Genomic DNA, 12,432 nt, shown 5'->3' on the forward strand with positions numbered 1-12,432 from the left:
CGGTTCGCCGCCTCTCGTGACAAGAGGCAGGTTGCAAACAAGAGACCCATTGAGGAGAGACGGGATCATGAACCTCGAATTCACCCCCGAAGAACAGGCGTTCCGCGACGAGGTGCGCGCCTTCATCGCCGAGAACTACCCCAAGCACCTTGCCGATTTCGGGATGCGCGAGGACATGGCGCGCGAGGACTTCCTCGCCTGGCACAAGATTCTGGGCAAGAAGGGCTGGTCGGTTCCGGCATGGCCTGTCGAATATGGCGGCACCGGCTGGACCCCGACCCAGCGTTACATCTGGTCTGAAGAAAATGCCCGCGCCAGCACCGTCATGCCGCTGCCCTTCGGCGTCTCGATGGTCGGCCCCGTCATCTATACTTTCGGTTCCGAAGAGCAGAAGTCCAGGCATCTGCCCGGTATCGTTTCGGGCGATGTATGGTGGTGCCAGGGCTATTCGGAACCGGGCGCGGGCTCCGACCTTGCCAGCCTCAAGACGACGGCGGTGCGCGACGGCGATCACTACATCATCAACGGCCAGAAGACCTGGACGACGCTTGCCCAGCACGCCGACTGGGGCTTTTTCCTGTGCCGCACCGATCCCACCGCCAAGCAGCAGGAAGGCATCAGCTTCATTCTCGTCGACATGAAGACGCCGGGCGTGGAAGTGAAGCCTATCAAGCTGCTCGACGGCGGTTACGAGGTCAACGAGACCTGGCTGACCGATGTGCGCGTGCCGGTCGAGAACCTGGTCGGGCAGGAGAACAAGGGCTGGACCTATGCCAAGTTCCTGCTGGCGCATGAACGCTCCGGCATTGCGGGCGTGGCGCGGTCGAAGCGCGGCGTCGAAAAGCTGCGCGAAATCGCGACGCACGAAACGCTCGACGGCGCGCCCCTCATCAAGGACTTCGATTTCGCCAAGAAGGTGAGCCAGCTCGAAATCGATCTCGCCGCGCTCGAAATCACCGAGCTGCGCACGCTTGCGGGCGAGCAGGCGGGCAAGGGGCCGGGGCCGGAAAGCTCGATCCTCAAGATCAAGGGCACCGAAATCCAGCAGCGCCTGACCGAACTGACGCTGGAAGCGGTCGGCACATATAGCGCGCCCTACATGGGCGGGGTGTCGAACGACAATTCCAACGAACACCCGGTCGGGCCGGATTATGCGACCCACGCCGCGGCGACCTATTTCAACATGCGCAAGACCAGCATCTATGGCGGATCGAACGAGATCCAGCGCAACATCATCACCAAGATGATCCTCGGCCTCTAAGCGGCTGACGACGGGAGAGAATTCGTGGATTTCAACTTCACCGAAGAACAGGACATGGTGCGCGACGGCCTCTCGCGGCTGGTGCGCGAGCAGTACGACTGGGAAACCCGGCGCAAGGCTATCGCCAGCACCGAAGGCTGGCGGCCCGAAGTCTGGGCGCAGCTGGCTGAGCTGGGTATCCTCGGCATGCCTTTCAGCGAGGCTGATGGCGGCTTCGGCGGGGGCGCGGTCGATGCGATGGTCATCATGGAGGAGTTCGGCAAGGGGCTGGTGGTCGAGCCGTTCATCCCCACCGTGGTCTGCGCGGGCGGGTTCCTGAAGCACGGCGGCACGGCGGCGCAGAAGGAAGAGCATATCGGCGCAATCGTTTCGGGCAGCGCCGTCTTCGCCTTCGCCTATGCCGAACCGCGCGGACGCTATGACTATGCCGATCTCGAAACCACTGCGAAGAAGGACGGCGCGGGCTATGTCCTCAACGGCCACAAGGCAGTCGTGATCGGCGCGCCCTGGGCAAGCCACCTCGTCGTCACCGCGCGCACCGGCGGCGAGCGGCGCGATCGCAGCGGCGTATCGGTCTTCGTGCTGGCCAAGGATACGCCCGGCGTCACCACCCGCGATTATGTCACGGTCGACGGACGCCGCGCTTCGGAAGTCTATTTCGAGAACGTCGCGGTGGGCGTGGATTCGCTGATCGGTGTCGAGGGCGAGGGGCTGGCGCTGATTGAGCTGGTTACCGACGATGCCATCGCAGCGCTGTGCGCCGAGGCCTGCGGAGCGATGAAGGTCGCCCATGCAATGACGGTGGAGTACAGCCGCCAGCGCAAGCAGTTCGGCGTGCCGATCGGCAAGTTCCAGGTGCTCCAGCACCGCATGGTCGACATGTACACCGCCTACGAACAGGCCGTCTCGCTCACCTATCTTGCTACCCTGCGCCTGGGCAGCGACGAGGTCGAGCGCAAGAAGGCTGTCAGCGCGGCGAAGGTCGGGGTGGGGCAGGCCGCACGCCTGATCGGCCAGGAAGCGGTGCAGATCCACGGCGGCAACGGGGTGACCGACGAATATGCCATCGGCCACTACTTCAAGCGCCTGACGATCTTCGATTCCGAGTTCGGCAATGTCGATCATCACTTGAAGCGCCACGTGGCGCTGTCCTGACGACGGGGCGAGACATGGCGGACAATGGCATGTCGTTCGAACATGCGGGGCGCAGCCTGATCATAGCAGTGATTGCTGCGCTTATCGGGCTCGCCTTTGCCTGGGGCGCGGGCAGCGGGAGCGTCGTCTTTTCGGGCGTCCCTGCGGTGTTCCTGTGCGCTCTCGTCGCCTTCGCGGTGAACTGGCTCGCCTTCATTCCGGCGGCGCTGTTCCAGAGTGACCGCTTCTACGACACCACCGGCGCACTGACCTATCTGACGGTGATCGCGCTGGCCTGTGCGGCGGCGATCGAGGCCAACGGATCGCTCGATCCGCGCCGCGTGGTGGTGGCGGGGATGGTGGCGCTCTGGACGATCCGGCTGGGCAGCTTCCTGTTCACCCGCATCCACGCTGCGGGCGGCACCGATGTTCGCTTCGAGAAGATCAAGGTGAACCCGCCGCGCTTTCTGGTGGCGTGGACTTTGCAGGCCTGCTGGGTGATCTTCACCGCCTCGGCCGCGCTGGTGATCATCACCGCGCCCGAGCGCGCGCCGCTCGATGCGTTTTTCTGGGCGGGGGCCGCGCTGTGGGTGGTGGGTTTCGCCTTCGAGGTTGTCGCCGATGACCAGAAGCGCCGCTTCAAGGCCGATCCGGTGAACAAGGGACGTTTCATCACCTCTGGCCTGTGGGCCTGGTCGCAGCATCCCAATTATTTCGGCGAGATTACGCTGTGGACGGGCATTCTGGTGATTGCCCTTCCAATGCTTTCGGGCTGGAGCTGGCTTGTGGTGTTCTCGCCGGTTTTTGTCACCCTGCTTCTGACGAAGGTGAGCGGGATCAACCTGCTTGATGCCATCGCCAGGAAGCGTTGGGGCGATGAGCCGGCTTATCAAGCCTATCGCGCGCGCACCCCGGTGCTGTTCCCCCGTCTGCCGCGCGGCTGACGCTGACGGGGACGAATGAAACCGGCGGAGCGGCTCCCCTGCTGCTCCGCCGTTTCGCTTTCGTATCGCCCGCTCACGATGACCGGGCGGCGCGCATCGGACGAAGGGAACGGGGGCTGCGGGTTAAACCGCATAGGCTTGCCGGCTCTTGCAAGGTCCGGGGTCACCTGTCGGGTCAACGCCCCCACTTACCTTAACGATAAATCAAGGGCGCAAAGGCTGGTGCCTTTGCGCCCCCCGATTTTCGACAGGACTGTGTCGGTCTTAGAAAGAGCCCGACAATCCGAGGAAGAAGAACCTGCCGCGCGGCGAGACCGGGCGGGTCAGGTTGCCGAGGAAGGGTTCGGTATCGGTTAGGTTGTTCACGCCGCCATAGACCTGGATCTTGTCCGAGACATCGTAGCTGACGGTAATGTCGTGTTCAAACCCGTCGCCGGTGAACAGCTGGCTGCGGTCGAGGATGCCGACATTCGGCGACACGACCACTTCGCCCCCGACGATCTCGACGTCGGTCGCTGCCGCATTCGAGACCTGCAAGGTGGAGTCTTCCCAGCGCGTACGCCAGCCGATGTTCCACTTGTCGACTTCCCAGTTGATGCCGAAATTGACGATCCAGTCGGGAACGCCGACCACACCGAGCAGATTGCTGACCGTTGCCTGGTCGGCGATCAGCAGCTGCTGCTGGAGCGGATCGGGCTCGTCGGCGATGGTCTGCTGGATCACGGGATCACCCTCGGTGAAGCGCTCGAGGAAGTGCGTGCCGGCCGCGCTCAGGGTGAAGCGACCATAGTCACCATCCCCGAACGGCGCATCGAAGGAATAGCGCGTCTCGAAGTCGATACCGCGGGCACGCAGCACCTGAAGGTTGATGTTGCCCGAGGTGAAGCCGACGATGGCGCCGCCGCGATTGGGATCGCGCTCGATCGCGTCGCAGAACTGGTTCTGGATGGAAGGCAGGTCGACGCAGGCCGCCGCAATCGCCGCGCCCGAAAGGCTGCCGACCGCGTCGGTGATCTCGATGTCGTAGTAGTCGACGAGCACCACCAGATTGTCGAGCGCGCCGCCCAGAATGCCCCGCGGCTGGAAGATCGCGCCGATAGTGTAGCTGTCCGAGGTTTCTTCCGAAAGCAGCGGGTTGCCGCCCGTCGTCCCGGTCGAGAACGCCGTCAGGAACTGCGAGGAGTCGAAGCCGGGCACCACGAATTGCGCACAGTTCGCGGGACGGTTGCTGGAGCCGTTGTTGATGTTGCCATCGTCACACGGGTCCGCGTCCACGCCGATGGTGGCAATGGATTGCGGTGCGAACAGTTCGCCGATGTTGGGCGCGCGAATGGCCCGCGAAAGCGTGCCGCGGAAGCTCAGCCAGTCAGTCGGCGCATAGATCGCGCCGAAGGAGTAGGTCTCCGTCGAACCGATCGTGTTGTAGTCCGAATAACGGCCCGCTGCGGTGACTTCGAGATTGTGGACGAAAGGCATGTCGGCAAGGATCGGCACGCGGATTTCGCCGAACAGTTCCCACACGCTGATCCCTTCGCCGTTAAGCGGCGAGTTGAACAGCGGTGCGGCATTGTTTTCGACCACGCGGGCCTCGATCGACTCGAAGCTGTCACGGGTGAACTGCGAGGTGTCGCGCCGCCATTCGAAGCCCGCGGCAAACCCGATCGGGCCGGCCGGCAGCTCGAACAGGTGCTCCGTGTCACCGGCCAGAACCGCGAGGAACTGCTGCTGCTCGATGACGGTCTTCTGGTTGATGTCCACGAAGGCGAAGTCGAGCGCGGCGCCCTGGCTGGCGAAGTCGCCCAGCAGGTTGAGCGGAGCACAGCTGCCGTCACCGATCTGGAAAGTCACCGGGCGGGTAAGGCCGCTGACATCGGTACCGTTGATGACGACACCATCGTTGTAGATCGGCGGACCGCCCACGAGGAACGGCGCGTTGGACGGCGAGGGCAGGCCGGTAACTTCCGCACGGCAGACGATGTCGCCGATTTGTGCGGTGCCCGAGGTGATCTCGATGTCCTGACCGTTACGCACAGCCTTCAGGGTTCCCGAACCGCTGGTGAAGTTGAACACCGGATCGGTGCCGTCGATGTTGTCCTGCGTCAGGGCAACAGCATCGAACGCGGTGAAATAGCGGTCGTTGAGGCGGGTCCGGCGGTTGGTGTCGTTCACCTCGGTGCGACCCCAGCTGTAGCTGGCCTCGAAGTTGACGTTGCTTTCGGGCGCTTCCCAGCGCAGCCCGCCCGAAGCGCGGATGGTCGTGCGCTCGATATCGGTGCCGCGGCCGGTATCCGACGCAAGGTTGTCGAGCGCCACGCCGACGAAAGACCGGCCCGTTTCGACAAGCTGATCCTGAATGGTCGTGGGAAGGAAGGGGTTGTCGCCGGCGAGGAACAGGTCGTCAGCGAAAGGAATGCCATCGATGTTGCTCGTCTCGACATAGGCGAGCTTTGCGTCGGCGAAGAAGGTGAGCGTGTCGGTAATCTGGTAATCCACGCCACCAGCAGCAACGACGCGGGTCTGCTCGGGGATAAGCGTCAGGCCCGGGGCGTTGCCCGTGAAGATGCCGTCACCGCCGCTGGCATTGAAGGCGCTGGTCGAGATGCCGGGGTTATAGGCCCGCAGCTCTCCGGTCTGCGGATCGATGATCTGCAGGATCGGGATGTTGGTTCCGGGGAAGGTCGGGACCGTGCTGGTGCCGGGCAGGAAGTTGGAGGCAACCCGCGGACCGAAAGCCAAACGGTCGAACGGGAAACCGCCGATTGCGATAATGCCCGCCGAGCTGGAAACCGGAAGCCTGCGATCAGGGATGAAGGCGTTTTCCGTTCCCGGAGCAAGGCCGAGCTGCTCGTTCAGGAAGTCGTTGCTCTGACCGAAAATGGAGTAACCCGGGCCCGCGGCGAAATCGCGGTCGCCGGCGAGGATGCCGGCGTTCTTCGAATACTCCACCGCGAACACGGCGCTGCCGCGGCCATCCTGGAACGATCCGCCGCCGGCGACCGAGGCGAAGATTTCCTCGGAATCGCCTTCGTCGCTGATGCCGGTTTGGACGCGGTATTCGAGCCCGTCGAAATCACGGCCGCTGCGGGTGATGTAGTTGACGACGCCCGAAACGGCGTCCGCGCCATACACGCCCGACGCACCGCCGGTCAGCACCTGCACTTCGCGGATCAGCGCCTGCGGGATCGAGCCAACGTCGACTGTCGCGGTGCCGGCAATGCCGGGCACGTGACGCCGGCCGTCCTGCAGCACCAGCGTACGGTTCGAGCCGAGCGAACGCAGGTTCAGCGTGCTCGCCCCCGACAGGGCAAGGCCCTGCGCCGTGTCAAGGTTGGCCGGATCGGAGCCCTGCAGTGCGGGCAGTTCGCGCAGCGTCTGGGTGATATCGATCTCGCCGGTGCGCTTCAGCTGCTCGGCAGTGAGCACCTGGACCGGACCCGCCGAGGAGGTGGTGGCGTCGGTAGCGATGCGCGACCCGGTGACGACGATCTGGGCCTCTTCGGGTTCGGCCTCGGCGCCGTTGCCGGAGACGCTGTCCTGCGCCGCGGCAACCGAAGGCGCCAGGGCAGAAACGAGCATCGCGGCAGCGAGCGCGCTTAACGAAGAAGTTTGGCGGGCATGTGTCATATAACGCATTGTGTGTCCTCGCGTTGACAATCAAGACAGTGACCCACGGATCGCAGACGCAACCCGCAGCATTTCGTTATCGGGCCATGCCGGAATCCGAGGCGAAAATGGCCTGCGGAGCCCTGCGGGACCCGTTGTTGGTTCTTCCTGCACAAGACGTCGGCCGGATTCGTGCCCAAGCCTGTTTTCGCCCCCGACCCGCTCTGCTGTGCTTTATGCGCAGCTTTGCAGATAGTTCGTGGTGAGAATGACGCAGTCGTTCCTGTTTCTCAACCCTGCGAGAGTCGCATCCCGGATCGCATCGGGGCTTTTGCGCCATAGGTGTCACCGAATTGCAACAGGCGGTATCGGCCCCCGGCGGCCCGTCCCATTTTGCGGGTTCGCCTCGCCAGCCTCGCTCTGCTAGCACCACCTCATGAGTGAATGGATCGACGAGGCGCACCGCGCGATTGCGGCGGCGCGGCGGTATTGCGAGACGGTGCGGAGCGGGCTTGCGGCCAAAGTCGCCCCTATGGGCGTCCCCGATGCAGGGCTGCTGGAACGCGAACAGCATGCAGTGCATGGCTATGCATGGGCGGCGGCCAGCCTCGCCGCTCTCGAAGCGACCGCCGACTGGGCCGCGCGGGCTGCGGCTGGCGGGCGCTTTGCGCAGGCGGAAGAACTGGCGCTGTGCATCGGCTTTGGCGAGGTGCTGGCCCAACTGGTCCACGGGCTCCCGATGAGCGCATCGGAAATCGTGCGCCCGGCAGCGTTCGGCTGCGCTGACGAGGCTGCGGCTCTGGCGGCCGAGTCTGCGGTCGCGCGCTTTCTGGCTAACGGCAGCACCGCCGAAACCCGCGCCGCCTTTGTAGCACTGCTGGCCGAGGGCGCGCGACCTGACGAGGCGCTGGGGGATGAGACGCTCGATCTTGTGCGCGCGCAGTTCCGGGCCTTCACCGCCGAGCAGATTACGCCCTTTGCCCATCATTGGCACCTTGCCGACGCGCTGATTCCCGACGCGGTGATCGCCGAGATGGCCGAGCTCGGCGTGTTCGGGGTGTGCATCCCCGAAGAGCATGGTGGCCTCGGGCTCGGCAAGCTGGCTATGGCGGTAGTCTCGGAGGAGCTATCGCGCGGGTGGATCTGTGCAGGTAGCCTCGGCACCCGTTCGGAGATTGCCGGCGAGCTGATCACCCATAACGGCACCCCCGAACAGAAGGCGCATTTCCTCCCCCGCATCGCTGATGGTTCCTGCCTGCCGACCGCAGTGTTCACCGAGCCTGATACAGGATCCGACCTTGCGGCGGTGCGCACCCGGGCCGCGCGGCAGGCTGACGGCAGCTGGCGGGTGACGGGCGCCAAGACGTGGATTACCCACGCCGCGCGCGCCGACCTGATGACAATGCTGGTACGCACCGATCAGGCCAGCCCGGGCTATGCGGGCCTGTCGATGCTGCTCGCTGAAAAGACCCGCGGCACGGAGTCCGATCCGTTCCCCGATGCCGGGATCGATGGCAGCGAGATCGAAGTGCTCGGCTATCGCGGGATGAAGGAATATGCGCTCGGGCTCGACGGGTTCGTTGTCGCGGCTGACGGCCTGCTCGGCGGGCGCGAGGGGCAGGGGTTCAAGCAGCTGATGCGCACTTTCGAGGGCGCCCGAATCCAGACTGCCGCGCGCGCGGTGGGTGTGGCGTGGAACGCCTTCGACCTTGCACTCGATTATGCGATGGGGCGCAGGCAGTTCGGTCAACCGCTCAGCGCTTTCCCGCGGGTGTCCGACAAGCTGGCCCTGATGGCCGCCGACATCGTCATGGCCCGCGAGCTGACCTATCAGGCCGCGCGCGCCAAGGATCGCGAGGCGCGTTGCGATATCGAGGCGGGGATGGCGAAACTGCTCGCCGCGCGCACCGCATGGACGGCGGCCGATAATGGGGTGCAGATTCACGGCGGCAATGGCTATGCGCTAGAATACCCGATCAGCAGGGTGCTGTGCGATGCAAGGATTCTCAATATCTTCGAAGGCGCAGCCGAGATCCAGGCGCAGGTGATCGGGCGCGGGCTGCTGGCCGCGCAATCGCAGGCGAGGGCCGCCTAGACCATCCGGCGTGGCATTGCGATGCGGGGCTGCGGCACCATGCCGCTGTCGATCGCGAGGGCTGTCTTGAGGTCGACGTGGCGCGGTCGATTGCCGCGCAACTTGACGATTCGGGCCACGCGGCGCGCCAGCATGGAGGCATCGAAGGGTTTGCGAATGAAGTCCTGCGCGCCGGCATAGATCGCCTGCGCCTCGTCTGCCGCGCCGTTCATGGCAGTGAACATGATGACCGGCAGATCATAGAAGCGCTCCGACTGGCGCAGGCGGCGCAGCAGTGTGAGGCCGGATTCGCCCGGCATGGTCTGGTCGAGCAGCAGGATATCGGGCCGCTTGTGCCCGATGCACTTCCACGCGGCTTCGGCGCTGGTGACCCAGCCGCAGGCGTGTCCTGCGTCGATCAGTACCTCGCTCGCCAGTTCGGCAACCAGCTCGTCATCATCGGCAATAAGGATGCGGGCCATTGGGGGCCTTTCGTTGGTCTGCGTTATGGCTTCGGGTTAACCATCCCATGCTCAAGGGCGGCTTTGTAGTGACCTCCGCAATTGCCCCTAGCCCCGGGCCCGGAGCTCGCGCCTTGCCCCTGTCACCGGGCGCTGCCAGTGTCGCCAGCGATGATTCGTGACACTTCTCCTGCCGCCGAGGTTTCGCCGTTTCTGCCGACCGAGGGCATCCACAACCTGCGCGATTATGGCGGCTATGCCGTGCCGGGCGGGGGCAGGGTGCGCACGGGCCTGCTGTTCCGTTCGGGCCAGCACATGGAGGCAAGCGATGCCGATCTCGACCTGCTCCACGCGCTCGACATCCGCACCATCATCGACCTGCGGGGCGCGAGCGAGCGCGCGGGCTTTCCCTGCCGCCGCCATCCCTCCTTCGCGGCCGAGGTGATCGCGCACGAGGGCGAGACCAGCAATTCCCCGCCGCATGAAGGCGGGGGCGGCAAGGTCGTCATGACCCCCCGGAAAGCGCGCGAACGGATGCTGGCGGTCTATACCCGCATGCCGGTCAACCCCGCGATGATCGCGATGTTCAGCCGCTATTTCGCCGCACTTGACGAACGTGACGGGGGCAGCCTTGTCCATTGCTTTGCGGGCAAGGACCGCACCGGGATCGCCGCGAGCCTGCTGCTGCATGTGCTCGGCGTGCATCGCGACGATGTGGTGGCCGAGTTCCTGCGCACCAACGACGCGCCCACCCGCGCGATCCTGGAACGCCAGTCGCTCCCTCGCATGGAGGCCCACTATGGCAGCATAGAGCCCGAGGCGCTGCGTAACCTGATGGGTGTGCTGCCCGAATATATCGACACCTATTTTGCCGAGGTCACCCGCGATCACGGCTCGATCGACACCTACCTCGCCACGCATTTAGGTGTGGACGAGGCAAGGAAACAACGCCTGCGCGCGCGCCTTGTGGCGTGACAATCGGGCCGGCCGGCCCCATATCGCGGGCCTGAATTCACAAGAGGCAAACATCATGGCCACCCATCACACCAAGATGCTCATCATCGGCTCCGGCCCGGCCGGTTATTCCGCCGCGATCTATGCCGCGCGCGCGATGTTGGAGCCGATCGTGGTGCAGGGGCTTCAGCCCGGCGGGCAGCTCACCATCACCACCGATGTCGAGAACTACCCCGGTTTCCGCGACGTGGTGCAGGGCCCGTGGCTGATGGAGGAGATGAAGGCGCAGGCCGAGCACGTTGGCACGCGCATGATGTGGGACACGATCGTCTCGGTCGATCTGGACAACGGCCCCCCGTTCCGTGCCATCGGCGATAGCGGCGATGAATATATCGGCGAGACGCTGGTGATCTGCACCGGCGCGCAGGCCAAGTGGCTTGGCGTTCCGGGCGAGATGGAATTGGGCGGCAAGGGCGTGTCTGCTTGCGCCACCTGCGACGGGTTCTTCTACCGCGGCAAGAAGGTGGCGGTGATCGGTGGCGGCAACACCGCCGTGGAAGAGGCGCTCTACCTCACCAACCATTCCGACGACGTGACGCTGATCCACCGCCGCGATTCCTTGCGGGCGGAGAAGATCCTGCAGGAACGCCTGTTCAACAATCCCAAGATTACCGTGCTCTGGAACAAGGCGGTGGAAAGCTTCGAGGCGGGCGAGGGGGGAATGCTCCACCATCTCGCGCTCAAGGATACGGTGACGGGCGAGGCATCGACGCTTGAGGTCGACGGGGCCTTCGTCGCGATCGGCCACGCGCCCGCGACCGAGCTGTTCAAGGGCAAGCTGCCGATGGACGAGGGCGGCTATCTGCTGACCGAACCCGGCACGCCCAACACCGAGATTCCCGGCGTCTTCGCCGCTGGTGACGTGACCGATCGCGTTTACCGCCAGGCGGTGACGGCGGCGGGCATGGGCTGCATGGCTGCGCTCGATGGCGAGCGGTTCCTCGCGGCACGCCAGCACGCGGGCGCCCGGCAGGCCGAAGCGGCGGAGTAGCCTTCCGCTGCCCGCGGCTTCCTATATGTGGATGTCGAATACCGGGATCGCGGCGTGGAAAATCAGCACCATGAGCACAATGGTGGACAGCGCATATAGCGCGAAGCGTAGCGCCACCTTGTTGATCGTCGCCTGCACGATGGAATGCGCGATCCGCAAGGTGACATAGGCCCAGGCCAGCACCGTGTTGAACCCGTCACCTTGTCCGATGATCGCCAGAACGATCGCGACCGCGTAAAACAGCGTGGGCGCTTCGTGCAGGTGGTTGTAGTTATGCGCGGGCCACTGGGTCTTGGCCGGCAGCTTCTCGTCGAGCGCCTTGGTATTGCGCGCATCGTCGGGCTTCAGCCCCGAGGCGGTCAGCGCAGGCAATCGCACCGCATACATCCACAGCCACATCACCATCGTCCACGCCAGAAGCGCGACGACCGGCTGAAGAATGTCCATTCCGATCATTGGTTTGTCCTCAAGCGGGAAGGGCGGAAGGGTCGGCCAGGAGGGTAGCGATCACCGCCCGGATAGCGAGCGCGATCAGCGCGAAGGTGCTGAGCAGGAACAGGCCGAAGCGCACCGGAATGGTGTTGACGAGGATCTGCCAGAGCGAATGGACGATCCGGATCGCGACATAGGCCCAAGCCAGCGTCACATCCATTGCCGCAGGACCGGCCACCGCGAGGATCAGCACGGTGGCATAGAACAGCGTCGGCTGTTCGTGCAGGTGCGTATGGTTGTGCGCGGGCCAGTTGGCCTTGTCGGGGATCACGCCTTCCAGGTCGCTGCCGCGCACGCCCTGCTTGGCAGGCAGGGCGGACTTGTCGAGCTTGGCGATCGCTCCGAAGCGCGCCGGAATGATCCACATGAGCACGACCAGCGTCCAGACCACCAGCACGGCGGCGGGCGCGAGGATTTGGGCCTGCATCGATTGATCCCCTGTCGAAAGCCTGTCGCGC

10 protein-coding genes are annotated in these 12,432 nt (G+C 64.7%); 6 read left to right on the plus strand and 4 right to left on the minus strand.

Features of this window, described 5'->3' with window-relative positions; genetic code table 11:
- Positions 1-67: 67 nt before the first annotated feature.
- From I603_RS05890 to I603_RS05900, 3 genes are read left to right on the plus strand one after another with little or no spacing between them, the layout of a single operon-like run.
- The gene (locus tag I603_RS05890; RefSeq protein ID WP_068863041.1) at positions 68-1,261 is read left to right on the plus strand and encodes an acyl-CoA dehydrogenase family protein; all 1,194 of its coding nucleotides are present in this window, start codon (positions 68-70) and stop codon (positions 1,259-1,261) included.
- A gap of 24 nt (positions 1,262-1,285) precedes the next feature.
- Entirely contained in the window at positions 1,286-2,416 is a 1,131-nt protein-coding gene (locus tag I603_RS05895; RefSeq protein WP_068863042.1) for an acyl-CoA dehydrogenase family protein, read from the plus strand.
- Positions 2,417-2,445: 29 nt separating this feature from the next.
- The gene (locus tag I603_RS05900) at positions 2,446-3,339 is read left to right on the plus strand and encodes a DUF1295 domain-containing protein (protein WP_068863330.1); all 894 of its coding nucleotides are present in this window, start codon (positions 2,446-2,448) and stop codon (positions 3,337-3,339) included.
- A 264-nt stretch (positions 3,340-3,603) separates the two neighbouring features.
- On the opposite strand, the gene I603_RS05905 is transcribed toward I603_RS05900, so the two are convergent.
- A complete protein-coding gene (locus I603_RS05905; RefSeq protein WP_068863044.1) occupies positions 3,604-6,915 on the minus strand; it encodes a TonB-dependent receptor domain-containing protein in 3,312 nt (1,103 codons plus the stop codon).
- Positions 6,916-7,378: 463 nt separating this feature from the next.
- Between I603_RS05905 and I603_RS05910 the strand changes: the two genes are divergently transcribed.
- A complete protein-coding gene (locus I603_RS05910; protein ID WP_068863046.1) occupies positions 7,379-9,037 on the plus strand; it encodes an acyl-CoA dehydrogenase family protein in 1,659 nt (552 codons plus the stop codon).
- Here the strand turns inward: I603_RS05910 and I603_RS05915 are convergent.
- Positions 9,034-9,498: a response regulator gene (locus I603_RS05915; RefSeq protein WP_068863048.1), complete on the minus strand. Its 465-nt coding sequence runs from the start codon at positions 9,496-9,498 to the stop codon at positions 9,034-9,036. The genes I603_RS05910 and I603_RS05915 overlap by 4 nt on opposite strands.
- Positions 9,499-9,648: 150 nt before the next feature.
- Between I603_RS05915 and I603_RS05920 the strand changes: the two genes are divergently transcribed.
- Both I603_RS05920 and trxB read left to right on the plus strand, forming a co-directional pair.
- Positions 9,649-10,452, plus strand: a complete 804-nt coding sequence (locus I603_RS05920; RefSeq protein WP_068863050.1) for a tyrosine-protein phosphatase — start codon at positions 9,649-9,651, stop codon at positions 10,450-10,452.
- A gap of 55 nt (positions 10,453-10,507) precedes the next feature.
- Complete coding sequence (trxB, locus tag I603_RS05925) at positions 10,508-11,482, plus strand: thioredoxin-disulfide reductase (RefSeq protein WP_068863052.1); 975 nt, start codon at positions 10,508-10,510, stop codon at positions 11,480-11,482.
- Between the two features lie 21 nt (positions 11,483-11,503).
- On the opposite strand, the gene I603_RS05930 is transcribed toward trxB, so the two are convergent.
- Positions 11,504-11,938, minus strand: coding sequence for an MAPEG family protein (locus I603_RS05930; RefSeq protein ID WP_068863053.1), 435 nt, complete (start codon positions 11,936-11,938; stop codon positions 11,504-11,506).
- Between the two features lie 10 nt (positions 11,939-11,948).
- On the minus strand, positions 11,949-12,401 hold the full coding sequence (locus tag I603_RS05935) for an MAPEG family protein (RefSeq protein ID WP_068863054.1): 453 nt from the start codon (positions 12,399-12,401) through the stop codon (positions 11,949-11,951).
- Between the last annotated feature and the right edge of the window lie 31 nt (positions 12,402-12,432).

Source organism: Erythrobacter dokdonensis DSW-74, from assembly GCF_001677335.1.
Lineage (GTDB): Bacteria > Pseudomonadota > Alphaproteobacteria > Sphingomonadales > Sphingomonadaceae > Erythrobacter > Erythrobacter dokdonensis.